This is a genomic window from Arachidicoccus ginsenosidivorans (assembly GCF_007971385.1).
Lineage (GTDB): Bacteria > Bacteroidota > Bacteroidia > Chitinophagales > Chitinophagaceae > Arachidicoccus > Arachidicoccus ginsenosidivorans.
Genome location: NZ_CP042434.1, coordinates 5,562,910 through 5,589,008, shown reverse-complemented (window position 1 = coordinate 5,589,008; position 26,099 = coordinate 5,562,910). Strand labels below are relative to the sequence as shown.

The following is a 26,099-nucleotide window of genomic DNA, read 5'->3' as shown; positions in this document are numbered from 1 at the left end:
TGTAGGCCTTTGTTTACTGGCTACATAATATAATGGAAAAAGAAGAAATAATTCAGTTATTGGAGCGTATCTCAGATGGAGTGGCTAGTGAAAATGAAATTCGCCAGTATAATGATTGGTGCAATGAATTTCAAATAGATGGCGTTTCCAATGTGGATTTTGAAAAGATCAAAGCCTCCATGTTGGCGGAGATCGAAAATAAGATACACCCGCAGCCGCGGGCTGTAAGGTCTATTGTATGGCCACGCATTGCAGTGGCCGCTTCCATTATATGCGTTTTGTTGCTTGGTGGCTATTTATTTAACCATCAGTCTAAAAATCAATTAGTTCTAACTAAAAAATCCGAAGTTGCCCCAGGAGGCAATAAAGCGGTACTTACACTAGCTGATGGCAAGACTATTGTTTTAAACAGTCTTGCTAATGGAAGCTTAGGTGCGCAGGCGGGCAGCAATATATCCAAACCTGAAAACGGTGTACTTGTTTATAGCGCAGCGAAAGCAGAACCCAAAGCTGTTCAGTATAATACACTGCGTACACCCAGAGGAGGAAAGTACAAGGTTGTACTCTCTGACGGAACGATTGTTTGGTTGAATGCGGCTTCTTCCATTACCTATCCTACCGCATTTAATGGCAATACAAGAACAGTCTCCATTACCGGAGAGGCCTATTTTGAAGTAATCCATGACCAGGCAAAGCCCTTTACGGTGTCTGTTATGGGACAGACTATTGAAGACCTTGGGACAAAGTTTGATATAAATGCATACGGTGATGAACCTGTGGTAAAAACAACCTTGGTACATGGTAGTGTCAGAGTGACCAAAGGGAGTCATCATGTTTTATTGCGTCCTGGTCAACAAGCAGTTGTAAGCAATTATAAAGATCAAATTACCGTGCAAAATGTCAATACAGAAAATGAGGTAGCTTGGGTCAGTGGGTTTATGTCACTGGATAATATTGCAGTAAAGGAGTTAATGAACCGCCTGTCCAGGTGGTATAATATTGATATAGTCTATAGTGGAAATGTACCAGAGAATAAAATCAGCGGGATGATTAGCCGAAAGGCTAATTTATCCGACGTACTCTCTGTGTTAGAAGCTAGTGGCATTCATACCAGGCTGGAAGGAAAAAAAATCATTGTTTTACCCAATTAAATATAAAAGGAATGCATAACATGACCTGACTTTTTTAAAAAGTTGCTCATAAAAAAACCGGATTTCGATCGGAACTCGAAACCCGGCAAATATTTGGGCAAACTAAAATCTCGTACGCTTAATGAACGACCTCTTTGTTAACCCAAACTATGCAAAAGTATGGTAAATATTACTTTTCCCAAACTGCCTTTTTTCTATAGGCGGTTTTGGCCTAAAATCTGGATGATTATGCGTTTAATTGTCATATTAATCATCATTTCCACATTGTCCGTAAGTGCCAAGAGCTATTCTCAGAAAGTAAGCCTTTCCCTAAAAGACGCTCCATTGGCAAACGCCTTTGCCCAAATTCGTCAACAAACAGGCTACTCCTTTTTATGGGACGAACATGTGCTGCAACATATGCCCTCCATTAATGTAATCTTCCAAAATAAGGGCGTAGAAGAAGCCATTAAAGAGTGCCTGCAAGGGCTTCCGCTTACATATCAGATTCATGGCAATGTGGTGTTGATTAAACCAAAGCCTAAAATTGAAGTTACAATACCATCTGCGCTTTACAGCCTTCCTCCCGTCAGAATGATTCGTGGACGAGTCATTGATACCGTGGGGCACCCGCTGGAGGGGGCCTCCGTTAAAAATAAACGTACCAGACAAACGACCTCCACAAATGCCAAAGGAGAATTCGAGATGACCGATATATTACCAGGAGATATTTTGGACATCTCCTATGTCGGGTTTATTCGTCGTCAAGTGACTGTTCCGCAAAATTTTATGAACAGTAATGTTTTTATGATGGTGGTATTAAAAGCCAGCCAAAATGAACTTGACAAGATGATTGTACAAGGGTATGGGACCACTTCCAGACGTTTTAGTGTAGGTGCAATTGCGACAGTAGACGCATCCACAATTGAAAAGCAACCTGTAACCAATCCATTATTGGCACTGGAAGGTCAGGTGCCTGGTCTCTCAGTGATTGCAAAAAACGGTGTGCCGGGCTCAACTACGCTCGTGCAGATCAGAGGACAGAACTCACTTGCTACCGACAGACTGAATTTTAAGCCGTTTGATCAGCCTTATTTTATCGTAGACGGCATTCCCTTTGCTTCTGGAAACGCAAATATTAGCCAACTAAGCAATCTTGCCATGTCTCAGTCCTTTAGTGGTGGCCTGGATCAAGCCACTGGAATAGGCTCATTTAATGGCATTAATCCAAGCGATATTGAAAGCATTTCCATTTTAAAAGATGCCGATGCGACGGCTATTTATGGTTCCAAAGGCGCCAATGGGGTTATTTTGATTACCACCAAAAAGGGTAAACCTGGCAAAACAACCGTTGACTTAAAAATCAATACCCAGTTCAATCAGGTCACACGGCCCATTAAGTTCTTAAATACCCAGCAATATCTTCAGTTAAGAAAGGAGGCCTTTGCTGCTGATGGGATTACACCCAATGATAACCCAAATGACTATACCGGTGGGTATGCGCCTGATTTGACCATTTATGACCAAAATAAGTATACTGACTGGCAAAGGATTATCCAAGGCAAATCCACCAATAATACAGATGTCCATGCCACCATATCTGGAGGGTCGGCAAACAACACATTTATAGTGTCAGGTGGATATACCCGTTCTAATTATAATTATCCCGGAGATTTTGCAGATCAGCGCTATAGTTTACATAGTGCACTGACCAGCACTTCAGCCAATAAAAAACTTAACCTTACGTTTATTTCTGATTTTTCTTATGATCAGAACAGGTCTGCTGGATTTGGTGGCAGCTCTTATATCACCTTACCGCCAAATGCACCGGACCAGTTGGATGAAAACGGGAATTTAATCTGGAATTATAAACAAATACCCATTAATTCTAATTTTTATGCCGGATTATTGCAACCAAGCACCTTGCAAACGTATAATTTTAATACTTCACTAAATATACACTATGAAATATTAAATGGCTTAAAAGTTGGTTGGAGTATGGGCTATAATCGTAATACAGCAAAAGAACATGCAATAAGTCCAGGGATTGCACAGCCACCTTCCATTTATAGTGCGCCAAATATATCCGCTTCTTTTGCAGATGTTGCCAACCAGGCCATCAACGTGGAACCGCAAATCAATTACCACCGAAACATTGGGAGGGGAGTCCTTTTAGCCTTATTGGGCGGGACTTACCAAAAAAATATAAAGTACTCTTCCCAGACCCAGGCATATGGATATTCTAATGATGCTTTTTTAAACTCTGTTAATGGCGCTGCCTCTACTTCTTCCTATGATGTACAGGATCTGACTAAATATGTGGCTTTATTTGGGCGGCTTAAATATATTTATGACCAGAAGTATATCATTGAACTCACCGGAAGAAGAGATGGATCCAGTAATTTTGGCCCGGGAAAGCAATTCGGTAGTTTTGGCTCTGCAGGCGCCGGATGGATCTTTTCAGAAGAAAAAGCCATTCAAGCAGCACTACCATTTATCAGTTATGGAAAGCTGAGTGGTAACTATGGTGTTACGGGAAGCGATGCCTCGAAGTCCTATCAATATCAGGCGCTGTATGGCCCGTATCCTTATACCAGTACGACACCATTCCAAGGTATTCGCCAAACTATTCCCAAAAATCTATATAATCCTGATTTTCAATGGGCAACGACCAAATCCTTGAATTTGGCGCTGGATCTGGGCTTTTTTAAGGACCGTCTGTTACTGAATGCAACCTTTTACAGAGACCGACAAGACAATCAGTTGGTGGCCTATCCACTAGCTGCACAGGCAGGCTTTGCTTCAGTGTTTGAAAACCAGGATGCCACTGTACAAAATCAAGGCCTGGAATTTACCCTTACCTCAGTAAATATCAAAAACAAAAAACTTAGTTGGACCACCAACTTCAATTTGACATTTAATCGCAATAAACTCATTGCCTTCCCTAATCTGGCCTCTTCCTCTTACGCGACCCAATATGTAATTGGAGAACCCACCTCAGTAATTTATGGTTACAGGTACAAAGGGGTAAATCCCACAACTGGTCTATTTGAATTTTATGCGGCGGACGGTTCGCTTACCTCATCACCTAAATATAAACCAGTCGCACTGGGCGGTGATGAGGTAGTCATCGGAAACAGGGAAATAAATTATATGGGCGGATTTGGCAATACGATTAGTTATAAGCATTTCAGCCTGTATGTATTCTGCCAGTTTTCCAGTAGCATGGAACCCAATGCGCTCTCCGCACTTTATAGTAATCCTCCAGGATACGCCCATAATCTTCCGGCTTATGTTCTTGGAAAATACTGGACTGGACCCGGGGATACCCATGCGACGCTACAGCGCCTGGTCAGTAGCTATTATTCACCCTATACATCTCCTGTATATACTTTCCAACAATCTTCCGGTGCATATACCAATGATACCTATCTCAGGGTTAAAACAGCAGCATTATCTTATGCCTTCCCAGAGCAGTGGTTAAGTAGGATGAGCATTAAGAGCGCCAGTATCTTTTGTAATGTGCAAAACCTGTTCACCTTCACCAATTATAAGTTCGGCGATCCCGAGCAACCTGGCAATTTCCTAACGTTTCCCTTACAGCGCATCATAGCGCTTGGCCTAAATCTTAAATTTTAAATCATGATGACGATGGAAAATATATGCACTTATAGAAGGGTATTTCACTTAAGTAGCCTGCTGGCACTCCTTAGTATGCTGGGATCCTGCAAAAAACTAATAGAAATACCAGTAAACCCTCCAACTTCTGTTATTAGAGAGCAAATTTTTAAGGATAGTGCTACAACGCTTTCGGCGGTGGCCGGTGTATACTCACTAACGCCTGGTGGAGCAGGACTGCCATATCAGGATGGTACTTTTACAATATCTACGTCACTTTCTGGCCATGAAATCGCCTACACAGGCAGTACAGAGGAATTTTCACAATTCTTTACTTATAACGTTACTCCTGTAAATGCGGTATTAAACGGTATATGGCAGGCGCATTATACAGAAATCTATCAGGTAAATGATATTCTGGAAAATATAAAAGATAATGGTTATTTATCTACCTCATTTATCCGGCAAATAACCGGAGAGATGAAGTTTGTACGCGCTTTTTGTTATTTTAATTTAGTAAATCTGTTTGGGGGAGTACCCCTGGTCACCACGACAGATTATCAGACCAATGCAAGGCTTCCAAGAGCCCAGTCGGAAGCCGTGTATGCCCAGATATTAGCCGATCTTGGCGATGCCGTCCAGCTATTACCACCCGCTTACCCTTCACCAGGACATTTACGCCCTAATCTTTATACGGCCATTGCCTTACAGGCCAAAGTAAACTTATTTCTGGGTAAATGGCAACAGGCCTATAATGAAGCGGACTCAGTCATCCGTTCAGGAGACTTCAGTTTAGTGACCAACTTAAATGACGTATTTCTGGATAACAGTAAAGAGGCCATCTGGCAGGTTCCAGTTTTAAATACTTTTCAAGGCTCCATGGAAGCGAGCTATTTTTTGCCCAATAGTACCACAGTGGCGCCAAATTTTGTCATAACTGACTCATTGTTAAATCAGTTTGAACCAGGAGACCGTAGGCTTAGTGCCTGGACGGGGGTAAATGTTATTGGTGGTCAAAATGTATATTACCCTGCCAAATATAAAGACAAACAACAAACAACCCCCAGACAGATTACATGCTTTTAAGGTTCGCTGAGATGTACCTGATCCGGGCTGAAGCAGCTGCCCAGTTAGACCATTTGGATCAGGCAATAGCTGATATCAATACATTGCGCGCAAGAGCTGGTCTACCTGCAACAAAAGTAAGTGCCAGCTCCCAGTCTGCTGTGCTTATTGCAGTACGCAAAGAAAGGCGCACAGAGATGTTTACAGAGTTTGGTAGCTGGTGGTTTACACTGATTAGAACCAGTACGGATAGCAAATATCCAGCAAATACACAGGCGCCTGCTGTATTAACAGGCTGGAAGCCAACAAATGCCCTTTATCCGATCCCTGAAAATCAGATATCGCTCAATAGTACACTAACGCAAAATCCGGGGTATTCTCATTAATATACTTTCTTCAAAAACCTTTCAAATTGAACGGCCTCGGGGTTGATCAAAGAGACACCTAAGGCCTTACTTTAATAAAAACTACAATGGAAAAACCTATTTTAAAAATAGAACATTTGTCCCACCGGTACAGTAGTTCCAACTGGGCGATTCGCGATATCAATATGGAAATCGATCGAAACGGCATCCTAGGCTTATTAGGATCCAATGGCGCCGGTAAATCCACGACCATGAATATCGTCTGTGGCGTACTGAACCAGACAGAAGGCAAGGTCTTTATTAACGGGCTGGATGTGCGCGAACAACCAGAAGCAGCAAAAAGGGAAATAGGTTTTTTACCTCAAATACTGCCCTTATATACAGATCTCACTGTAGATGAATATCTTACCTATTGCGGCGAACTCCGTCAGATGGAAAAAAGCGCCATAAAACCCGCTTTAGAAGATGCTAAACAAAGATGTGGCATTGCCCACTTCAGTGACCGGTTAATCAAGAACCTATCTGGTGGCTACCGCCAAAGGGTCGGCGTTGCCCAGGCCATCATTCACCGACCAAGATTGGTGGTGCTGGATGAGCCCACCAATGGCCTGGATCCCAATCAGATCATTGAAGTAAGAGCGCTGATCAAAGAAATTGCCAAGGAGCATGCCGTTGTGTTTTCCTCCCATATACTCTCTGAAGTGCAGGTGCTGTGTAAAGAGATTATGATGATTGAGCAGGGAAGAATCGTATTTGCTGACACGATGGATGCGTTCAATAATTATATCGAGCCCCATAGTTTGCTATTGTCCATGGAAAACCCACCTACTGAGTCGGAATTATTGCAGATTGCCGGTATTGAAAAAGTAGAATTTCTGACACAACGGCAGATAAGGCTCTGGTTTAACAGTGGTCAAGACATTAGCGAACGAATAATTGCGCTGAGCGTAGAAAAGGGCTGGCGGTTAAGAGAAATCAATCTCGATAAGACAGCTCTTGACGAGATTTTCAAACAATTATCCTCAAAAATCACCTTGTAATACCATATTGACATGAAATTAATAGGAAAAATAGCCAAAACAGAATTGCGTAATCTGTTTTATTCGCCGATAGCCTGGTTTTTAACCGTCGCCTTCTTAGTACAATGTGCGATCACTTATACCAGCAATATACATTCTTATGCCGTTACGCAGGAGATGGGAGGGATTGGATTGCATTACATGAAAAACCTGACTTATCAGGTCTTCAATAATCCCTATAACGGCCTTTTTGGCCGGGTCATGCAGAACTTGTACTTATATATCCCTCTTTTGACCATGGGCCTCATCAGCCGCGAAATGAACGGCGGCACCATCAGCTTGCTATATTCGTCGCCCGTGAAAGTAAGGCAGATCGTGCTCGGCAAGTACCTGGCAATGATGATCTATAGTCTCGTACTGGTGGCCGTCGTAGGCATTTTTATCCTGTCCGGTATTTTTGATATCCGGTCTGCAGACTACGGCATGCTGCTTTCAGCAGCGCTCGGTTTTTATTTGCTATTATGTGTTTATTCGGCCATTGGTCTTTTTATGTCTTGTCTGACCACCTATCAGGTGGTGGCAGCTATCAGCTCCTTTGTGATGATAGGCATCTTAAGTTATATTGGCAAACTTTGGCAAGGGATCGATTTTGTACGAGATCTGACCTATTTTTTATCCCTTCAGGGAAGAACACAGCATATGCTGCTAGGACTGATCACCACCAAAGATGTACTTTATTTTGTGCTGATTTCAGCCATGTTCTTGGCTTTTGCCATTTTTAAACTAAGAGGCGACCGGGAGACCAGACCCTGGTATACCAAAGCCTTACGGTATACAGTTATTGTTATAGTAGCCTTATGCATCGGCTATATCAGCTCCCGCCCGGCGTTAATCGGCTATTGGGATACCACCGCAAATAACATCAATACCTTAACGCCAAATGCCCAAAAAATTATAAAAGAGTTTGGTGATAGCACGCTAGAGGTTACTGCCTACAGTAATTACCTGGATAATTTTTCGTATTTAGGAGATCCAGAGCGTCGAAATGACTACCTGTCCAGATGGGAGATATATTTACGCTTTAAACCGGACATTAAATTTCATTACCAGCGCTATTATGACAGTGCCTACGGCAATGGCTATAATATGTTCCAGTTCTACAAAGGAAAGAGCTTAAAACAAATTGCCGAACAACGGGCAAAAGGCCAGGGACTCGACCTCTCCAAGCTAAAGACTCCAGCGGAGATGCATAAAATCATTGATTTGCGCCCGGAACTGAACCGCTTTGTCATGCGTTTACAATACAAAGGCAGAAGCACCTATCTCAGGGTCTTCAATGACCAGATGGTTTGGCCTTCAGAAACAGAGGTATCCGCAGCCTTTAAGCGGTTACTACAAGCAAAAATGCCCAAAATCGTTTTTATTACAGGCCAGGGTGAACGTAATGTCAACAAAAAAGGTGAGCGTCACTACCGAACCATTACCAATGAAAAGACTTTCCGCTATGCACTATTAAACCAAGGATTTGATGTGGATACCGTTTCGCTGGAGACCCAGGATATCCCCGACTGCATTACAGCCCTGGTCTTAGCAGATCCTGTAAGTAGTCTCAGTCAAATAGCATTCAATAAAATACAGCAATATATTAATAATGGTGGCAATATGATGATCATGGGAGAGCCTGGCCGGCAGCAACTCATAAATCCGCTACTGAAATCCTTAGGCGTTCAAATGCAAAATGGCATGCTGGAAGAACCCAGTGAAGATTATGCCCCTATGTTTATTATGTCCCATATGACCAAAACGGCCATTGGCTTCTCCAAGGCATTAGATAAGCCTTCTGTAGATACCCTGCCTGTTACCATGAATGGTATCACCGCTTTAAATTATGTAGATACAGCCGGATTTAAAGTGGCCCCTTTGCTGGTGACAACGGCAGGTAAGGTGCATAATACCCGGGCCAGAAACCCAGATCTGGATTTGGTCGGAACTGCGGATACTTTAGCTGAACAGCAAAATCAAATGTTCACCAGCTATGGAGGCGGAATGGCTGTATCAGTGGTATCTGGCGATAATGCATCAAGTAATCCAAAAGCCGAAGCAGCTAAATTAAAGGCGATAAAAGATTCGCTGTTACCAGGCAACAGCAATAGCCCGAATAAAACCTATACCCCCGCTTTGGCACTGACCAGGCAAATTCATGGAAAGCAGCAGCGCATTGTCGTTACCGGGGATGCGGATTTTATGAGTAATGGTGGCCTTGTCAACAGAAATATGCAGACGGCTAATTTCTTATACAATACTGCATTATTTAGTTGGTTAGATGATGGCAAATTCCCCATTGATACCTCCAGGCCAGATGGCAAGGATATAAGAGTCACGGTAAGTACAGATCATGTTGGCCTACTCAAGATTATTTACATCTGGATACTGCCAGCGATATTATTAATTTTTGGTACCGTCTTATTAGTGCGCAGGAAAAGAAAATAGCGACTTTACTTGTAACCATCAAATTTTGAAAAGTGAATTTAACAACCGATAGCCAAACAATCGCAGATTTAGGCCTATTTAGCAGTTCAAGTGGGAGCAGTATCTATGAGTTATATAACCGTACCCATACACGGGGCGGGGAAGCGGTGCTTAAGGAACTGTTTTTAAATCCGCTATCCGATAAGGAGCAGATTAATCGAAGAAGCAGCATTATAAAAGCCTTTGCCGAGGCAAAACTTCAATTTCCTTTTGAAGGAGCCCTTTTTGATATGACCGAGAAGTACCTGATGGAAGGGGCAGATATAAGTAATGGTAGTCCGCAACGACCCTTGCTCGGAGAAAAGGAAATACTTCAAGGCGTTACAGCGGTCATTGAGCTTATCCAAGGCGTTAGGGGATTTACCAATCAACCTGAGATTATGGCAATGAACCCCTTCCAAAATGAGCGGGAGAAAATGAAGGCGCTCGTAGAAGACCCGGTATTTTTGCCTGCACTTCAACAGTCGCTAAAGTCAAGACCTTCCTATTCGGCCATAGCGGCTTACGATACCTTGTTTCGGGAACAGCAATCCGGCAAACTAATCGCACTATTAAAACATATTTATTATCTGGATGTCTATCTCTCCATTGCTCAGCTAGCCACCGAAAGGAATTTTGTTTTTCCAAAAGCATTAGAGAAGGGCAGTAGCTTGCTAAAACTAGTAGATGTCTATCACCCAGAATTAGAAAAGCCGGTGGCTAATTCCATTCAGATGGACGGGGCAAACAATGTAATTTTCCTTACCGGAGCGAATATGGCGGGCAAATCCACTTTCTTACGCTCAGTCAGCACTGCCATTTACCTGGCCCATATAGGCTTTCCAGTAGCGGCCAGCTCCATGGAATTTTCTGTGCTGGATGGCATTTTTACCACCATTAACCTGCCGGACAATTTAGGCATCGGTGCCAGCCATTTTTACAATGAAGTGCTCAGAGTGAAAAAGGTGGCTACTGCACTCAGTCAGGGCAAGACCTTGTTTGTGGTCTTCGATGAACTTTTTAGGGGAACCAATGTGAAAGACGCTGAGGAAGGCACCATTGCTGTTACCGGTGCTTTTTCTGGTAAAAATAGTAGTCTCTTTATTATCTCTTCCCATATTGTGGAAGCCGGAGAAATACTAAAACGTTATCCCAGCATTGGTTTTAAATATCTGCCCACCAAGATGAACGGGCATATACCGGAGTATACTTACCAGTTGGAACAAGGCATCACTGACGACAGGCATGGTATGATTATTATCCGCAATGAATCCATCCTGGAGATCTTAAAAAATGGTCGGAAGAAAAGGGAATAAAAAAAGGGAATTAGCAGCGGTCCTAACAAAATGCCGGACAGAGCGCCTGAAAGACGCAATCTTTCAATATGCATACGGTCGCTTAATATACAATCATTACAAATTATGAATCAAAATGGCCTTTAATATAGATAAACAGACAGCCCAAGAGCTAAATCTGCTGGGTAAATTTAAAAGCGGTTCCATATTTGGCCTATTTAATAAGGTAAAGACCGGCGGCGGAGAACAGCTGCTTAGTAAAATGTTTCAGCGCCCCCTGGAAGATATGACAGCCATTAATGAGCGCAGTGCCCTGATACAGTCTTTTGAAACAAGTCAGCTTAGCTTCCCTTTTGATGTCCAGCAGGTAGCCTTAATGCAAGATTACCTGGATACAGGTGTGGGAAAAAATAGCCTGGTCACTATGGGGAACTCATGATTAAAAATTGCTTTCTGGCCTTACTCGTGATGAGCGCTATAAACAATCCATTCAGGGACTTCATGCCGTCATTGCCACTCTGCAGAAAGCCCACCAATTTTTGCAGCTCATAGGTAGTACTGCTATTGCAAAAAGTCCATACCTGCGCCGCTTGCAAGAGGTCAGCGCAGTGTTAGCTAACCCGGATTTAGAAAAGCTACGCGAAGTGGATATTTATAAGTCATTGCCAATAAGCATATTAGCAAAATATGATCATCTGTTAAAAAACGAGCTGAGTACACAAATGGAGACAATACTCACCTTTATAAGTGAAGTTGACGTGTTTATCTCCGTAAGTGACGTCAGTAGAGAAAGAGGATTTCATTATGCAATGGCCTTGCCCGCTCAGTCAAATCAACTAAACGTCACAGGACTAAGGCATCCTGCCATCATAAACGGTGTGGGCAATGAGTTACAGCTCACCAGATCGAAAAATGTGCTGTTTTTAACCGGTGCTAATATGGCTGGAAAGTCCACCTTGATGAAATCCATCGGTATAAACCTGTACCTGGGGCAAATGGGTTTTCCGGTAGCAGCAGATGAAATGGAATTTTCAGTAAGAGAAGGCTTATACAGTTCCATAAATGTGGCAGATAATATCAATCTTGGGTATAGCCATTTTTATGCAGAAGTAATCCGGGTCAAGCAAGCGGCTGAGGCCGCTGCCAGTGGCCAAAGATTACTTTTGATGTTTGATGAACTGTTTAAGGGAACCAATGTTAAAGATGCCTTTGATGGTACACTGGCCGTGACAGAGGCTTTCGCTGAATATGAGGAGTGCCTGTTTATTGTCTCCACCCATATTATAGAAGTAGGGGAGGCACTAAAAAATACATCTAATATAAAGTTTGGGTATATGCCAACAGTAATGGACGGTATGCGTCCACACTATACCTATCAATTAACTGCAGGTATAACAAAGGACAGGCAAGGCATGCTGATTATTGAAAATGAAGGGATTCTGGAGCTGCTCAGGTAGAAAGTAGAAATCGAAGGCGCAAAAAAGGCAAATGAATGGAAAAGGCAGGATTAGAAAAGATTAGAAAAGAGGAGACAAGAGGAGACGAGACGAGAATAAAAAAAGAATAGGAAATAAAACAAGCAAAATTAGAAAAGGGAAAAATGTCATCAATGAAAGGGTAAAACCCGTGAAGTAAGATAAAAAAGGAGTGACGAGCGAGGAGAGAAAACAGAGACCAGTAGTAAGAGGCCAGTAATATAAGGCTAGAAGTATGAAGTAAGTAGTAAGTAGTAAGATGCAAAATTAAAATAATCTATTAAATAAGTACAATGCATAAGGATAATTTGATGCTTAAAAAGAATTATAAAAAGTTGTGGCTGATGGCAGTTTTGGCCTTACTTACCAGTTTGACCAGCGTGACCAGCTGGGCGCAGGCGCCCAGTATGGATCAGTACCTGGGCCAAAAACTAGCTCAGGACAGTACCGTGACAGTGGGGAAATTGTCTAACGGGCTGACCTATTATATTAAACCCAATGCCAAACCTGCTAAAAAGGTAGAATTAAGACTTGTCTTAAAGGCGGGGTCTATATTGGAAAATGATCATCAGCAGGGGCTGGCTCATTTTATGGAGCATATGGAATTCAACGGACTCAAGCATTATCCCAAAAATGAGCTGGTAGATTATTTGCAAAAAATAGGCGTTCGTTTTGGCGCAGATCTCAATGCCAACACGGGGTGGGATAGAACCTATTATATGCTGCCTATCCCGACGGATAACCCTGAAAATCTTGAAAAGGGGTTCCAGATTTTAGGGGACTGGGCTTCAGGTGCCCTCATATCTTCAGCAGAAGTAAATGAGGAAAGACATGTTATTTTAGAAGAATTGCGGATGCGGGATTTAAATGCGCAAACCAGAATGCTTAGAAAATTTCTACCTGAACTGCTCAATGGCTCCAGATATGCTTATAGAATGTCTGGGGGTAAAGATAGCATTGTGGCCAGTGCAGATCCCCAATTGATCCGCGATTTTTATCACGACTGGTACCGGCCGGATTTGATGGCCGTCATTGCAGTAGGGGATATTACCGTAAATCAAGCTAAAGCCCTAATTAAGCAATATTTTGGGCAAATAACCGCACCAAGTAATGAACGGCAAAGGACTTATTATCACGTACAGGCTTATACCAATAAGAAGGCTCTGGTGGTGACGGATTCTGAATCAACCAGCTACCAATATGCTCTTTTATATCCAGCCCGCAAAAGACAGGTAGAGAAAACGGTCGGTGATTTTAGAAAAAGCCTGATAAAAAGTATATTTTCTCAAAGTATGAATCGGAAATTCAGGGACCTGGCTGCCACCTCAAATCCGCCTTTTGCAAACGCGCAGCTAAGCCTAAGTGGAACCGTGGGCGCTGTCACGCTGGAAGATGAAGGGATGGAACTGGACGTTACACCAGTGGGTAACCTTAACCGTTCAGTAAGGGCGGCCATTGGCGCGCTACTGAACGTGCGTCAATATGGCTTTACGAAAGAAGAGATAAATACAGTAAAAAAAATGTATCTGCCTTACTACGAAAATAATTACAGAGAGCGTAATGACCTGACTTCTGCTTCATTTACAGATGGTTATGCCGATGCCTTTATGAAAAATACGCCGTTAATAGGCATCGCAAATGAATACGGCTATGTCAAGCAGTTGTTGCCGACCATAACGGATAAGGATATTAATGATTATGCAAAAACTGTATTCATCACGCCTGAGCATTACTTTGTGATGGTTACCGGTCCGAAGAAGGGGAAACTTTCGCTTCCTACAGAAGATGAACTGCTTCAGCTGACAGATGCGGCATTTGTGCAAAAGACAAAAAGGGATACAGCTGAGAAGGCCGCCATTGAGCTACTAAGTCAGGAGCCCACTACTGGCAAAGTGGTCGCCCAATCCCAGGATACAGCGCTCAGTACGGTTACCTATACCCTTAGTAATGGTATCAAGGTCACGGTTAAGTCCACCGATTTTTTTAAAGATCAGGTACTTTTCAGTGGGATTAAATACGGAGGATCGAACCAATATGGGGTAGCCGACAAGTCTAATATTGCATTTTTGGGTAATGTTATTGGTGCGATGGGGTATGGATCGTTTACGCCAACAAAATTAAATGATTTTCTAAGTGGTGTGCAGGCCAGTGTGGGGGTAGGGCTTACCGGACTCGCCGACCAGGTAAATGGCAGATCCTCAGTGAAAGATCTTAAAACGCTGTTACAGCTTACTTATCTTAAACTGACAAGTCCCAGAAAAGATACTGCCTTGTTACAAGGCTTCCTAAGTAAAGTGGAAGCTCGCCTGCCATTACTTAAAGCCGATCCAGGCAATGCTTTTAAAGATTCTTTGACTAAGGTGATGTATGGTCATAACCCATTAGCTCCTATGGTCATCCCCAGCCAGGAGGATATGAGAAATATTGATGTTGACAGAATAATCCAAATTTATAAAACGGAGTTTAATAATGCTGACGGCTTTCATTTTTCTTTGTTGGCAATGTGAATGGCGACAGTTTGAAGCCTTTAATAGAAAAATACCTGGGAAGTCTGCCTGTACAGCATATAACGCCTGCCTATAAGGATAACGGACTACGCATGGTAAGCGGCAATCATTTCTTTAAATTTTACAGGGGAGCTGATAAGAAAAGCCTTGTTTTGGATATTTACCATGGGAAAATTGACTATAGCCCAGATCTGGCCTTAAGGGCAAATATGCTCAGCCAGATTATGACCATTGAGCTAATTAAAAAAATAAGGGAAGAGAAACAGTGGATATATAGCGGAGGTGTGTCCGCATCCGTTATTGAACACCCTTATGGGCATTACAGCCTGACTGCCCAGATGCCTTGCGGTCCTGAAAACGTACAAAATATCCTGACTGAGCTGGATAATGAGGTGGCTGGTTACCTAAAGGATGGTGTATCAAAAGAAGATCTTGATAAAGTTAAAAAAGCCATGATAGAGCAGTATAAGGAAGGTGTCAAAAGCAACGGTACCTGGCTGCAGGAACTGCAGCAAGTGTATTTCTGGGGCATAATAAAAAGGATTTTTTAAATTATGAAGCCCGGGTCAATGCAGTGACCACTGAAGACATCAAAGCAACTGCTAAAATGCTGCTGGCAAATGATCATTTTAAGGCTGCTACCTTTCCTCAACAATAAACCTCTTGGTGAATAATAATACTGTCGTTTAATTAAGTTCTCATGTACTATAACGGGGCTTCTTTTTCTGGAGGCCCCCTTTTTATTATAATGAATGCCAATTAGTAACAACGAATTCTAAGACAAAATATTTGGGATAGCGTTTATGTAATTGCAAAAGAAGAGGACCAATTGGCATAGCTCTTATTACAGGAGTTATAAGGTACTCTAAATTGAAAACTGCCATTAAATAACATATATTCTGAAGAAGCCATTATGGATAATTTTGGGTATTTAATGATAGGCAAATATTAAGGTTGTAAATTATATGTTATTGTATATCAATATAATAATAGATTATGCCATAGGGGCAATTCGTATTTGATTTGGCTAAAACGTAAATGATAATCGCCGAAATATAACTTTTAAAAAATCTTTCCAGCGGTGTCAGTATTTGGCATACCACCACTATTATTTTTGCAGTAAATAAAAGAAATTAATAAAAAAATTACTGCAAAATGAAAAAACTGACAATTGGACTATTACTTATTATGTTATGTGTAGGCATCGGATGTTCAAAAACTGGCCCTGTGGGCCCATCTGGCAAGGATGGGATCAATGGTACGAGTGGTGCGGATGGTACAGACGGTGTCAATGGTATTAACGGGAAAGACGGTTCAACCATATTGAGCGGGAAAGGGCAGCCTGGTACTACAGTGGGTAAAACTTGAGATTTCTATTTGGATTTATCCGCCAGCCGCCTTTACGGACCCAAAACATCGTCTGGCTGGGGAACAGGGTATAGTTTGAAAGGTGTGGATGGGAGTGATGGGGTTGATGGCAAGGATGGCGTAAATGGGAAAGACAGTAGCCAGATATTAAATGGTTATGGGTATCCTCTAGTTGATGTCGGCCAAATGGGGGATTTTTATATTGACCTCAACGATTTTACATTAAATGGCCCTAAACTATCCGAAACAGATTGGGGTAATGACAGGTATAATGCTTAGAGGAACTAATGTTGCTGATGAAAAGGTGGGTGTTGATGTTAAAGTTGCAAATGCCCGAACTTATATCATATCCAATCCCTGGAACTATTATTATACAGATGTACCAATATTGGGTTATTTAGATTTACGTTATAAGGTGATTTTGATATTAAAAGATTATGTATATTTGATTTATTAATGTTAAACTAAATTATATTCTTATGAGTGAAATTAAGCTAAATGATATTTTGCAATTGCAAGATACTAAACATGTCAAAATTAGGCTAAATCTGACCAATAATTCATGGGATGGTATATCTCATTATCATCAAAATCCAGATTTATTGTTGCAAGGTAATTTTTCCAATAGCGCAAAAAAAAGTTTTTCAAAACTGATGATATTGTTATTGGGTTGGTTCAAATAGAGTGCTGGGATTGGCTTTTAATAGACATTTCCAGGATAACAAAGGATTATAATCGACTTTTAAATAGAAGTGAAACATCTATTAATTATTATTATGATAGAGAAGTTTTAACGGAATATCAAAAATATTTTGGAAGGTTGGTTCTGAGTTTTCATAAAAATGGAGCTTACGTGACCCTTGGGGGAAATCGATTAGATGATTTTATCGTAAAGGAGATTCTGGCACATTCTTTTACTAATGATAAATTTCCTGGATATGATAAGGTGAATGTATCATGGAAAGACTTAAGTCGGTTATTGGAAAATAAGGAGTGGAAGAGTGTGCTAGAGAATCAAAAAGGAATTTATTTATTATCGGATACATTAACTGGTAAGAAGTATGTAGGGGCTGCGTACGGAGAGGCGAGGCTTTTGGGAAGATGGAGAGATTACATTAAGAATGGGCATGGTGGAAATAAAAAATTGAAACCATTCTTATTTGATTACATTAAGGAGAATTTCAGGTTCACAATCCTTGAAATTTTTAAAAACTCTACAAATGATGATCATGTAATTGAGCGTGAAAGGTGGTGGATGAATGTTTTACAAACTAGGAGGGAATTTGGTTATAATGAGTGATAAGAACATAAACAAGCTTTTATTTATTTTGTTGTGCTCCGAAAAATCTGATATCAGTGGGTTAAATCGTAAAAAATGATATGTTTTTGACACAATAAAATACTAAAATTCTTTATAACTAAATGATTTGCAAAGAATTTTAGTGTCCTGAATAGGGTTTTAATCTACTTATTAGTGATTTCCTGGTCAAGGAAGACGAGCTTCATGAAATTTTATATCGATCTTTATTCTATAGTCCTATTATAAACAAATATTGGATAACACATCAATTGTTAGAAGTTTCTTGTTCGTTAAGGGTTACTAAAAAAGATAAAAGATTTCCTGAGGTTATCGGGTATTTGCGATGATGATGTTCTTCTTACCTGTAAATGATCCTATATTACGGAGTTTTCATCATGCTTTAAATCATAAAGTCTTTTTTGTAACGCATTCCGGCGGTTGTTTTTATTGGTGATACAATCCCACTGCCTTTTTTTGACGAACCGGAAATATGGATGCCTTGATCGTTAACTTAAATGATTATGGTGCTGGTACTAATATGCGTTGGGATACCATAAATTACGCCACAGCAACAACGTCTACAGTAATCTGTATTATGGCTCCACAAAATGTGATTGAGCATAAAGCTTATCTGTTGACCTCGGATAAGCAGCAGTCAAATGAGTTAGTGATTTCCCACAACGGAAACCGTTTAGAAGTTTCAATGGACACACTGGATGTCTTTGCCAGCGTTGTTTTACTTTTAACCTTGCGCCGGATATGCCGCAAGGGAATGAAAATCCGACCACTACTTTAAATGATTTAAAATTATCTTTTGATTACAGGGGTAGTACGCTCAACGGCTTATCAAGGCGCAAGTTCTCTGCATGTTTCGGGAGGAAGGCTCACTTTTACGACTAACGAAAATAATGCCATTAGAATTCCGCTGGATACATACAAGACCTTTGAAGTGGCCATTAAACCGGATAATTCGACTGCAACCTGGTTCGGGTTTACACTTTTCAATCCGAAAACATACGAAATTAAAGATTTGTACTATCGGATAGGCGCCGATTTCACGCTGCCTTACCAAATGATTAGTGAAAATGCACCGGCGCCCAGATGGACATTGTATAAAAGAAATTTATATAATGATGTCATTAGTCATCCATATCTAGGCGCTGGATGGGATTCTTCCATCGTTACCAAAGTGCATCTCGGACCGTTGAATGGAAACGGGGCATTCTTTGATGCATTTAAATTCAGAAAAGTGCTGTCTATGGCCATGCAGGTCAGGTCAAAGACCTCCACTACTTTGTATCCGAATCCGTCAAAAGGGGATACTTTCTTTATCCAGTATAAAGGGAATATAAAAAGAAAATGGAGCTCAGGGTGCAGCAGGTGGATGGCAGAGTCGTTTTTAAAAAATTGGTCCAATTTAATCCTGGTGAGAAGATTAGCATAAAGTGGGCTAAAAAACCGGCAACTGAGTATATTATGTACAATTAGAAGGTGAACCTGCAGTTGCGCTCCTGATATTATAATATTACCGGACTAGCAGGTGGCTTTGCCGATGGCGGATTATCCAATATTGGCATTGTGCCACCTGCAATTGTTTATGACCACTCCCCAAATTGCATCCTTTGCATAATCATAAGCTTGGCCACTTCAATGATATGAGCACGCTTTTTCATATCTGTCATGTAAAAAGACCAGGAAGCCTTACTCGGCCCGTGCAACCTATACAATATTTGTACACCTAGGTGCTTTTTAAATTCCACCCAATGGTTTTTTAGATCAAATGTCGTATTCGACTTGGTGTAAGCCTGTATTAGTCTATGCATGGTGGCATCCATATCAATACCATGATACAAGCAGGCCATATAGACCTCAGATAAAATATAGGCCAAATCGTAGATGGGGTTGCCCACATGGGATTGCTCAAAATCAATCACACCAAAGCTGTTATCTTTTGAATTTATGATGACATTTCTGCTATTCAGATCACCATGTAAAAGGGTATACTTTTGTGTTTTATACCGGTCGGCTAAATCAATAATTGAACTTTTCAATGCAGAACTGGCCTCCATTCCAGCCGCCAGATCATAGTATTGCAGCTGTAGTTTAAAATCCCTGAAAGACGTATTTTCATATAACTCATTATTAATGAATACTTCCTTTGCTCTAATTGAATGCAGCCTGCCAATACCTGTCATCAGTAGCGCCAATGGCTCCCATAAAACTTCTCCGGAAGCCAGATACGCTACTAAAGGTTTAGGATATGGGACGCCTTGAATAACCAGCAGATCATATTGCTCCATATAATGAATCTGTGCCGTTATATGCAGATCTTCATTTAGTTCATTAAAAAGACAATGAACCTTAAAGGCTAGCGTACACCTTATTTTTTATCAATGGCAGGTGGCGTAAAAACGCTGGATCGATGGCTATTATGATACTGTTTCAGATAATAAGCGACATGAGGCACTTTCTTCTTTCCAGGAACTTCCTGTGGTATCCACCTGTAAATATCATTAAAAAGACCGCCCTCCACCTGGGTAAGGTCTGCACAGCTGGCAAGGCCTCCAGATACCATTTTTATAATCTGAGGTTCCAGTGCAGTAAAATCGGGGTATGAAATGAACATCCATCATCATTTAAGTTGCTCCAAAACTAAAAGAAATATATGGATTTTATCATTAAGCAGCTAAGCATCAATTGTTAATATGCTGGTCGTTCCCAAACTTCATTCAGCGACCAGCAGTTTTAAGATAAAGCTTTTTTGTCAAAGCCAGTCAAAGCAAACCACTGCATAATACTTTTAAACCGTTTTAATATTCGGCAATTCAATGCAATTGCTCCGTATTATTAAAACTTAAAATATAATTTTAGTCCTTATGCGGATCTACTCCATTCTTACAGTGCGGGAAAGAGCCATTTTAATTTTTAACGTTACGCAAATAACCGAAAAAAAAATAAAATTGATGTTGGCACCAATTAAGTGCGAGACTCAAGTGCCCTACTGAACCTTCCTCCAAATACTTTCCTTCCCCAACTGCCTGAACTTGGAAGCCACCTGCGACAGCTTTAAGGTCTTCTTACTACCCAGCGCTAAATACCCTAACTGATCCAGACTCTCATCAAATAAGCTAATCACCCTGCTCTGCAAGTCCCTTTCAAAGTAAATCAGCACATTTCGGCAAAAAATCAACTGAAACTGGTTAAAAGAGCCTTCAGAGACCAGATTATGTGTAGAGAACACCATGCGCTCACTTAACTCCTTATCAAATAGCGCATGGTCATATCCAGCTATATAATAACGGCTGAATTCCTCCCTGCCACCCGCCTTTTGATAATTTAAGGAATGCTGCCGCATATATTTAATGGGGAATATACCAGATGCTGCTTTATTGACCACCTCCGCATTAATATCCGTGGCATATAAAATAGACTTATGTAGTAAACCAGCTTCCTTTAGCAATATAGCAGTAGAATAGACTTCTTCCCCAGTAGAACAGCCCGCATGCCAGATCCGGATCAAAGGATAAGTAGCCAGTACAGGTAATACCTCCGTAAGTATAGCCTTATAAAACAGCGGATCCCGGAACATTTCAGTGACATTTACCGTCAACTGTTCAATAAAACGGTATGCTTAATGTGGAGACGCCTTCAATGTCTTGTTTCCCTTCAAACAATTCAGCAAAGGAAACGCTGCCATTTGATTCCTGGGATTCGTATAAACTCATTGGTCGCATTAAAATACTGGCAAAACACCCTGTACCCGTCTGTGCGGTAACATTATCTGCTGGAACAGCTGAACCTGTAAAGATAAACTGTCCGGATTTTTGTCTTTTGTCCATCTCGAAACGCACCGCATCCCAAAGGACGGGCGACATTTGCCATTCGTCTATTAGGCGTGGAGCTTCTCCTTGAAGCAATAACGAGGGTTTGGTGTCTGCCAATTCCCGGTACGAATGGGCATTGTCAGGGTCTTGCATATAGAGATTACTGCGAGCCACATTAGCTGACGTACTGGTTTTACTGCACCATTTTGCACCTTCAATAAGTATGGCACCCATTGTGTTGAGTGCGTTTTGCAAGGTTGTATCAGAAATTCTGTGTATGTATTTGTTATTTCACATTTTTACATATTGATACCCACAAAGATTCACAAACTTCTGGATTTGGCGTCGATTTACTTCCGTATATGGCGCCAATTTACTTCCGGATTTGGCAATTTTGACCGCAATCTTAACTGTACTCTTGATTTCGACAGAGGGCAGAACACGTCTTCCCGTCTAAATAGCCAGGACGCAAGCCTGAAAATTACCAGAAATCCTCAGAAGTCCCCAGGAATCCTAAGTGATTGTCTAATCCAGTGATTCTAATACCATATTCACAATCTCCTCGCTAATGAACAGAATTGCAGTGTAGTATAAATTTTAGTATGAGAAAATTTATATTTTTTAATGCCCTTTTGCCATTATATTTGTTTTCAAACAAATTAGTATGCTTGACTTTTTAACTAACTTGCCACCCCTTTTAAAAGGATTTTGATATTTAGCCATTATTAGTAGTGTTATTTTTGTGATCCAATCCCTACTTACTATTATTGGAGGCATTGATACAGATGGCATGAATGCTGATTTTAGTGCTGACCTGAATCATATGGATGCGCCATTTCAGCTGTTTTCTTTTAGGAATGTCATTAATTTCTTGTTAGGGTTTGGCTGGACAAGGGTGGTATTTTATAATACTATAGAATCTAGTGTTCTTTTGCTTTTGCTAGCCTTTATTGTTGGTTGCGTATTTGTCCTGTTGTTTTTTCTCTTAATTAGCCAATTACTCAAACTCTCAGAGGATAATACTTTTAGATGGACAATCTAATAGGGTTGAACGGGCAGGTCTATATTCCTATACCTGCAAACATGAATGGTAAAGGTCGGATTCAGATCAGTGTACTGGGTGCCACCCATGAGATTGATGCCATGACCAGGGGCGCTAACAGGCTAACATCCGGAACAAATGTAAAGGTCTTACAGATCGAAAACGCTATTTTAATTGTAGAAAAAGTAATTTAGTTTAAAAAAATATATAATATGGGTGGTTTTACCTTGATTATTGTAGTAGTATTGGTGATTTTTGTCACCTTTCTGGCTTTAGTATCGCGTTATAAACGCTGCCCCTCGGATAAGATTTTAGTAATTTACGGTAGGACAGGGGGCAAATCTGCCAAATGTATTCATGGGGTGGTGCCTTTATCTGGCCTGTGGTCCAGGATTATGCATTTTTGGATTTAAGGCCCATGTCCATTGAAGCGAACCTAACTAATGCCCTTTCCCGTCAGAACATCCGGGTGGATGTGCCCTGTCGCTTTACCATTGCCATCAGTACGGAACCGGATACCATGGGTAATGCAGCTGAAAGGCTCTTAGGGCTCAATGTGGCACAGATCCAGGAAATGTCCCAGGATATCTTATTTGGACAACTCCGGTTGGTCATTGCGATGATGACCATTGAAGAAATTAATTCTGACCGGGATAAATTACTGGAGAACATCTCTAATAATGTCGATACAGAACTAAAAAAGGTTGGCTTAAAGCTGATTAATGTAAATTTCACGGATATTAAGGATGTATCCGGATATATTGAGGCTTTGGGTAAAGAAGCAGCTGCCAAGGCCATCAATGAAGCTAAGGTCAGCGTTGCAGAACAGGAGAAGATAGGGGAAACCGGTAAAGCGGATGCAGACCGATTAAAGGATATCCAGATTGCCGAGTTTATTCGGGACAGGGATGTCAAGATAGCGGTGACCAATAAAGATAAAGAGGTCGCCATTGCCATGGCGGCCAAAGATGAATCCATTGGCCGGGCCGATGCAGACAGAGATGCCAGAATCGCCACTTCTTTGGCCAATTCTTTGGCGGTAAAAGGAGAAAATGAAGCGAAAATTACCATTGCAGACTCCGATGCCGAGAGAAGAGGGCGTCAGGCAGAGGCCTTAAAACTAGCCACCGCTGCTGAAAAAGTGCAGACGGCCATGGCCTTGCAAGAATCTTATGTTGCAGAGCAAAAAGCGGAAGCCGCCCGTGCGGAAAGAGAGCGTACCACCCAAAATGCGAATATTGTCGTGCCTGCAGAGATCTCCAAACAAAAAGTGGTCATTGATGCAGAAGCCGAAGCTGAAAAAGTCAGGTTACAGGCAAAAGGGGAGGCAGACGCTACCTTTGCCAAAATGGAAGCAGAAGCTAAAGGTTTGTATGAGATTTTGTCTAAACAGGCAGAAGGCTATGATAAGGTAGTGAAAGCAGCCGGCGGTGACACGAATAATGCCTTCTTACTATTGATGCTCGAAAAACTGCCTGATCTGGTGCGCACACAGGTACATAGACAAGCCTTCATTAGCGTATTGCAGCGGCCCGCTAGCCGCACGATCAGTGACGTCCAGTCGCTTTACCATAGCCACAATCCCATCAGTGCCCAGGTTTTCTGTCTGCTGCATATTTTTAACCAGTAACCCGGAATCCGCGGCTGGCATGGCAGCCAGCAAATCCGCAATTTTAATGCTAGTCGTCCGGTGGTCTTGTTCGACCTGAGCCTGCACCGTTCCGGTACTGACAATCAGCCCAATAAGCCAGAAGGCAAGTGGAGTCGCCCATCTTTTTCGTGTAAACATATAAGTAAGTTGAATCTGTTGTTAAGAAAATTTGTAGGATAATTAGTAGGATAGATAAATTGAATAACTTCAAGATGAAGCCTGGGTGAATTCAAGATGTAGCCACGAAGCCCACGATGAAGCCAAAATGAACCTAGGATGACTTAAATAGTATAAGGAGCGCGTATGGCAGGCATAAGCATTATATTTGCTGTCTGGTCATCAATAAATTCCTGTTTATCGGGGTCAAACCTCAGAGAACGGCCAAGTCTCAACGCAATCATCCCCATATTGACAATCGTGCAGGAATGATACCCGTTACGTTCATTAAGGGCAAAGGGACGCCTGGACCTTACCGATGCAGTGAACGTCGTGATCTGTGACACCGGGTCAGGGAAATTAGCCAGTTTACGTTCCAGGTTCGGGATATCAGATTTGAATCCCGGATATAATTTACCCTTAGGCCCCTTTATATAGGGCGCATTCGTGTCTTTACCCTCACCATCCAAAATGATTTTGCAACCATCAGCATAGGTGTAGGTAATTCTTCTCCAGGTGCCAACAGTATCGGGATGCAGTTGGGGCGCATCCACTTCCACCAGAATGGTGCTGGCCTGATCCTTGCCTAAAAAGTATTGAATGGGATCCAGATAATGTTGCCCCATGTCACTCAAACCCCTACTATCATAATCCGAGTATCCTTTAAAAGTCTGATGTACCCTGTGTTGATTATAAAGTTTAAATTGGGCAGGCCCTGGCCAGGTGTCATAATCAAGTTCCTTCAGAACAGGTTGCGGTTGCGGGTTTTCTTTGCCAAACCAGTAGAATTTCCAGTCAAAGCCGGTATGCTTGCCCATCCGAACCGTCAGTGGCCAGCCTAAAAGGCCGCTCTCCACCAACTTCTTAATAGGCTTTACAGTGGTGCCCATCCTGTAGAATATATTCTTGAACCTAAACTAGGTATTGAGTCGGAAGATACGGTCATGAAGAGGCATAGCCTCCATCATCCTTTTACCTTCCCCAATTGAATGGGGCATTGGTTTCTACACCAAATGTCCTTGACAGCCGTCGCGGCATCTACAGTCATAATACCATGGCAATGGGGTGGGGTGGTGATATGCACAATATCCACTTCGACAGTTCAATGAGTTTCTGGTAGTCATGAAAGGTTTTGACTTTATTTTTCAGCATGCCTGCTGCTTGGGCCAGATGTTTTTTGTCCACATCACATATAGCCACCACAGGGGTGTTTTCATAGCCAAAGTGGTTTGCCCCCATGCCGCCAACACCAATGACTGCTTTAGTTAGTTTATCACTGGGAGCTAAGAACCCTTGCCACCTAAAATAAATCGAGACACTATAGTAATGCCTGCAAGTACAGTAGAAGTCTTTTTAATAATGTCCCTTCTAGAGTGCGAGTGCCCTTTTTTTATAGGAAATAAGAATTTTTGGTAAATAATGAAAAATAATTTGTTTAATGGGAGTTCTTCAAGATACTAATAAACCTCATTTTAACACGAATTGTACCGTATAAATTATGTCAATTTCTGAAAATGGCAGAAACTACCCAGGTAAGAATGTTGAAAAAAATATTCTACCCGATGTTCTTTATGTACGAACCGAAAAAGACCGCTCAAATCGAATGTTTACTTTGCCACATAAATTGAAATACTCCTTACCGCAAAAGACTGATATCTAAACCTGTCAAAATATTAAACCATGAAAATAATACTGGGCAATTTTGAGTCCAGGTGTGCCGCCCAGTTGTTCTTTGTTTACACATAAACCGAATGGAAAATTTTTTTGTGATGAAAT

28 protein-coding genes are annotated in these 26,099 nt (G+C 41.5%); 22 read left to right on the top strand and 6 right to left on the bottom strand.

Annotated elements, in window-relative coordinates:
* Window positions 1-32: 32 nt before the first annotated feature.
* The 19 genes from FSB73_RS22405 to FSB73_RS22320 all read left to right on the top strand — a co-directional run bounded on the left by FSB73_RS22405 (window position 33) and on the right by FSB73_RS22320 (window position 19,094).
* The gene (locus FSB73_RS22405) at window positions 33-1,151 is read left to right on the top strand and encodes a FecR family protein (RefSeq protein ID WP_146787532.1); all 1,119 of its coding nucleotides are present in this window, start codon (window positions 33-35) and stop codon (window positions 1,149-1,151) included.
* A 228-nt stretch (window positions 1,152-1,379) separates the two neighbouring features.
* Window positions 1,380-4,769 (top strand): SusC/RagA family TonB-linked outer membrane protein, encoded by a 3,390-nt coding sequence (locus tag FSB73_RS22400; RefSeq protein ID WP_225974285.1) that lies wholly within the window; start codon window positions 1,380-1,382, stop codon window positions 4,767-4,769.
* Between the two features lie 3 nt (window positions 4,770-4,772).
* Window positions 4,773-5,834: a RagB/SusD family nutrient uptake outer membrane protein gene (locus tag FSB73_RS22395; RefSeq protein WP_146787526.1), complete on the top strand. Its 1,062-nt coding sequence runs from the start codon at window positions 4,773-4,775 to the stop codon at window positions 5,832-5,834.
* Window positions 5,825-6,199, top strand: coding sequence for a RagB/SusD family nutrient uptake outer membrane protein (locus FSB73_RS22390; protein WP_146787523.1), 375 nt, complete (start codon window positions 5,825-5,827; stop codon window positions 6,197-6,199). Before FSB73_RS22395 ends, FSB73_RS22390 begins: the two co-directional genes overlap by 10 nt.
* 86 nt (window positions 6,200-6,285) lie before the next feature.
* Complete coding sequence (locus FSB73_RS22385; protein WP_146787520.1) at window positions 6,286-7,218, top strand: ABC transporter ATP-binding protein; 933 nt, start codon at window positions 6,286-6,288, stop codon at window positions 7,216-7,218.
* A gap of 12 nt (window positions 7,219-7,230) precedes the next feature.
* A complete protein-coding gene (locus FSB73_RS22380) occupies window positions 7,231-9,687 on the top strand; it encodes a Gldg family protein (RefSeq protein ID WP_146787517.1) in 2,457 nt (818 codons plus the stop codon).
* A 32-nt stretch (window positions 9,688-9,719) separates the two neighbouring features.
* Window positions 9,720-11,021: a MutS-related protein gene (locus FSB73_RS22375; RefSeq protein ID WP_146787514.1), complete on the top strand. Its 1,302-nt coding sequence runs from the start codon at window positions 9,720-9,722 to the stop codon at window positions 11,019-11,021.
* A gap of 115 nt (window positions 11,022-11,136) precedes the next feature.
* Window positions 11,137-11,439, top strand: coding sequence for a hypothetical protein (locus FSB73_RS22370; RefSeq protein ID WP_146787511.1), 303 nt, complete (start codon window positions 11,137-11,139; stop codon window positions 11,437-11,439).
* A 7-nt stretch (window positions 11,440-11,446) separates the two neighbouring features.
* Window positions 11,447-12,457, top strand: coding sequence for a MutS-related protein (locus tag FSB73_RS22365; protein ID WP_146787508.1), 1,011 nt, complete (start codon window positions 11,447-11,449; stop codon window positions 12,455-12,457).
* A gap of 311 nt (window positions 12,458-12,768) precedes the next feature.
* Complete coding sequence (locus FSB73_RS22360; RefSeq protein ID WP_146787506.1) at window positions 12,769-14,982, top strand: M16 family metallopeptidase; 2,214 nt, start codon at window positions 12,769-12,771, stop codon at window positions 14,980-14,982.
* 11 nt (window positions 14,983-14,993) lie between these two features.
* The gene (locus FSB73_RS22355; protein ID WP_158639674.1) at window positions 14,994-15,533 is read left to right on the top strand and encodes an insulinase family protein; all 540 of its coding nucleotides are present in this window, start codon (window positions 14,994-14,996) and stop codon (window positions 15,531-15,533) included.
* A gap of 604 nt (window positions 15,534-16,137) precedes the next feature.
* Window positions 16,138-16,350, top strand: coding sequence for a hypothetical protein (locus tag FSB73_RS22350; protein WP_146787500.1), 213 nt, complete (start codon window positions 16,138-16,140; stop codon window positions 16,348-16,350).
* 9 nt (window positions 16,351-16,359) lie between these two features.
* Window positions 16,360-16,629: a hypothetical protein gene (locus tag FSB73_RS22345; RefSeq protein WP_146787497.1), complete on the top strand. Its 270-nt coding sequence runs from the start codon at window positions 16,360-16,362 to the stop codon at window positions 16,627-16,629.
* Complete coding sequence (locus FSB73_RS22340) at window positions 16,622-16,807, top strand: hypothetical protein (RefSeq protein WP_146787494.1); 186 nt, start codon at window positions 16,622-16,624, stop codon at window positions 16,805-16,807. The genes FSB73_RS22345 and FSB73_RS22340 overlap by 8 nt, the downstream gene beginning before the upstream one ends.
* Window positions 16,808-16,829: 22 nt before the next feature.
* Window positions 16,830-17,033, top strand: coding sequence for a hypothetical protein (locus FSB73_RS22335; protein WP_146787491.1), 204 nt, complete (start codon window positions 16,830-16,832; stop codon window positions 17,031-17,033).
* Window positions 17,021-17,650: a GIY-YIG nuclease family protein gene (locus tag FSB73_RS22330; RefSeq protein WP_158639673.1), complete on the top strand. Its 630-nt coding sequence runs from the start codon at window positions 17,021-17,023 to the stop codon at window positions 17,648-17,650. Before FSB73_RS22335 ends, FSB73_RS22330 begins: the two co-directional genes overlap by 13 nt.
* Before the next feature lie 170 nt (window positions 17,651-17,820).
* Complete coding sequence (locus FSB73_RS28010; protein ID WP_449371704.1) at window positions 17,821-17,997, top strand: primase 1D-like protein; 177 nt, start codon at window positions 17,821-17,823, stop codon at window positions 17,995-17,997.
* Between the two features lie 152 nt (window positions 17,998-18,149).
* Window positions 18,150-18,446 carry a hypothetical protein gene (locus tag FSB73_RS22325; RefSeq protein ID WP_146787485.1) on the top strand — a complete coding sequence of 99 codons (297 nt, stop codon included), beginning with the start codon at window positions 18,150-18,152 and terminating at the stop codon, window positions 18,444-18,446.
* An 18-nt stretch (window positions 18,447-18,464) separates the two neighbouring features.
* Window positions 18,465-19,094, top strand: coding sequence for a hypothetical protein (locus tag FSB73_RS22320; protein ID WP_146787482.1), 630 nt, complete (start codon window positions 18,465-18,467; stop codon window positions 19,092-19,094).
* A 151-nt stretch (window positions 19,095-19,245) separates the two neighbouring features.
* Here the strand turns inward: FSB73_RS22320 and FSB73_RS22315 are convergent, their stop codons facing one another.
* From FSB73_RS22315 to FSB73_RS22300, 4 genes are all read right to left on the bottom strand, one after another.
* Window positions 19,246-19,950 carry a phosphotransferase family protein gene (locus FSB73_RS22315; protein WP_146787479.1) on the bottom strand — a complete coding sequence of 235 codons (705 nt, stop codon included), beginning with the start codon at window positions 19,948-19,950 and terminating at the stop codon, window positions 19,246-19,248.
* 80 nt (window positions 19,951-20,030) lie between these two features.
* Window positions 20,031-20,276, bottom strand: a complete 246-nt coding sequence (locus tag FSB73_RS22310) for a hypothetical protein (RefSeq protein WP_146787476.1) — start codon at window positions 20,274-20,276, stop codon at window positions 20,031-20,033.
* A 372-nt stretch (window positions 20,277-20,648) separates the two neighbouring features.
* On the bottom strand, window positions 20,649-21,239 hold the full coding sequence (locus FSB73_RS22305; RefSeq protein WP_146787473.1) for a CheR family methyltransferase: 591 nt from the start codon (window positions 21,237-21,239) through the stop codon (window positions 20,649-20,651).
* Between the two features lie 25 nt (window positions 21,240-21,264).
* Window positions 21,265-21,708, bottom strand: coding sequence for an AAA family ATPase (locus FSB73_RS22300; protein WP_146787470.1), 444 nt, complete (start codon window positions 21,706-21,708; stop codon window positions 21,265-21,267).
* A gap of 508 nt (window positions 21,709-22,216) precedes the next feature.
* On the opposite strand from FSB73_RS22300, the gene FSB73_RS25965 reads away from it, so the two are divergent.
* The 3 genes from FSB73_RS25965 (at window position 22,217) to FSB73_RS22290 (ending at window position 24,146) form a co-directional block, all read left to right on the top strand.
* Window positions 22,217-22,516, top strand: a complete 300-nt coding sequence (locus FSB73_RS25965; RefSeq protein WP_225974284.1) for a hypothetical protein — start codon at window positions 22,217-22,219, stop codon at window positions 22,514-22,516.
* Window positions 22,504-22,710: an NfeD family protein gene (locus FSB73_RS25960; protein ID WP_225974283.1), complete on the top strand. Its 207-nt coding sequence runs from the start codon at window positions 22,504-22,506 to the stop codon at window positions 22,708-22,710. Before FSB73_RS25965 ends, FSB73_RS25960 begins: the two co-directional genes overlap by 13 nt.
* A 155-nt stretch (window positions 22,711-22,865) precedes the next feature.
* Window positions 22,866-24,146 carry a flotillin family protein gene (locus FSB73_RS22290; protein ID WP_225974282.1) on the top strand — a complete coding sequence of 427 codons (1,281 nt, stop codon included), beginning with the start codon at window positions 22,866-22,868 and terminating at the stop codon, window positions 24,144-24,146.
* A gap of 302 nt (window positions 24,147-24,448) precedes the next feature.
* Here the strand turns inward: FSB73_RS22290 and FSB73_RS25955 are convergent, their stop codons facing one another.
* The gene (locus tag FSB73_RS25955; protein WP_225974281.1) at window positions 24,449-25,213 is read right to left on the bottom strand and encodes a hypothetical protein; all 765 of its coding nucleotides are present in this window, start codon (window positions 25,211-25,213) and stop codon (window positions 24,449-24,451) included.
* A 154-nt stretch (window positions 25,214-25,367) separates the two neighbouring features.
* Entirely contained in the window at window positions 25,368-25,562 is a 195-nt protein-coding gene (locus tag FSB73_RS25950; RefSeq protein WP_225974280.1) for a hypothetical protein, read from the bottom strand.
* Between the last annotated feature and the right edge of the window lie 537 nt (window positions 25,563-26,099).

Excerpts from the sequence above, each read along its gene's own strand:
- FSB73_RS25960 (WP_225974283.1), top strand. The coding sequence starts at position 22,504 with ATGGACAATCTAATAGGGTTGAACGGGCAGGTCTATATTCCTATACCT.
- FSB73_RS22315 (WP_146787479.1), bottom strand. The coding sequence starts at position 19,950 with ATGGAGCAATATGATCTGCTGGTTATTCAAGGCGTCCCATATCCTAAA.
- FSB73_RS22300 (WP_146787470.1), bottom strand. The coding sequence starts at position 21,708 with ATGGGTGCCATACTTATTGAAGGTGCAAAATGGTGCAGTAAAACCAGT.
- FSB73_RS22305 (WP_146787473.1), bottom strand. The coding sequence starts at position 21,239 with ATGTTCCGGGATCCGCTGTTTTATAAGGCTATACTTACGGAGGTATTA.
- FSB73_RS22405 (WP_146787532.1), top strand. The coding sequence starts at position 33 with ATGGAAAAAGAAGAAATAATTCAGTTATTGGAGCGTATCTCAGATGGA.
- FSB73_RS22400 (WP_225974285.1), top strand. The coding sequence starts at position 1,380 with ATGCGTTTAATTGTCATATTAATCATCATTTCCACATTGTCCGTAAGT.
- FSB73_RS25955 (WP_225974281.1), bottom strand. The coding sequence starts at position 25,213 with ATGGGCACCACTGTAAAGCCTATTAAGAAGTTGGTGGAGAGCGGCCTT.
- FSB73_RS22340 (WP_146787494.1), top strand. The coding sequence starts at position 16,622 with ATGCTTAGAGGAACTAATGTTGCTGATGAAAAGGTGGGTGTTGATGTT.
- FSB73_RS22390 (WP_146787523.1), top strand. The coding sequence starts at position 5,825 with ATGCTTTTAAGGTTCGCTGAGATGTACCTGATCCGGGCTGAAGCAGCT.
- FSB73_RS22370 (WP_146787511.1), top strand. The coding sequence starts at position 11,137 with ATGGCCTTTAATATAGATAAACAGACAGCCCAAGAGCTAAATCTGCTG.
- FSB73_RS22380 (WP_146787517.1), top strand. The coding sequence starts at position 7,231 with ATGAAATTAATAGGAAAAATAGCCAAAACAGAATTGCGTAATCTGTTT.
- FSB73_RS22385 (WP_146787520.1), top strand. The coding sequence starts at position 6,286 with ATGGAAAAACCTATTTTAAAAATAGAACATTTGTCCCACCGGTACAGT.
- FSB73_RS22290 (WP_225974282.1), top strand. The coding sequence starts at position 22,866 with ATGTATTCATGGGGTGGTGCCTTTATCTGGCCTGTGGTCCAGGATTAT.
- FSB73_RS22395 (WP_146787526.1), top strand. The coding sequence starts at position 4,773 with ATGATGACGATGGAAAATATATGCACTTATAGAAGGGTATTTCACTTA.
- FSB73_RS22360 (WP_146787506.1), top strand. The coding sequence starts at position 12,769 with ATGCATAAGGATAATTTGATGCTTAAAAAGAATTATAAAAAGTTGTGG.
- FSB73_RS25950 (WP_225974280.1), bottom strand. The coding sequence starts at position 25,562 with ATGGGGGCAAACCACTTTGGCTATGAAAACACCCCTGTGGTGGCTATA.
- FSB73_RS22350 (WP_146787500.1), top strand. The coding sequence starts at position 16,138 with ATGAAAAAACTGACAATTGGACTATTACTTATTATGTTATGTGTAGGC.
- FSB73_RS22310 (WP_146787476.1), bottom strand. The coding sequence starts at position 20,276 with ATGTTCATTTCATACCCCGATTTTACTGCACTGGAACCTCAGATTATA.
- FSB73_RS22335 (WP_146787491.1), top strand. The coding sequence starts at position 16,830 with ATGAGTGAAATTAAGCTAAATGATATTTTGCAATTGCAAGATACTAAA.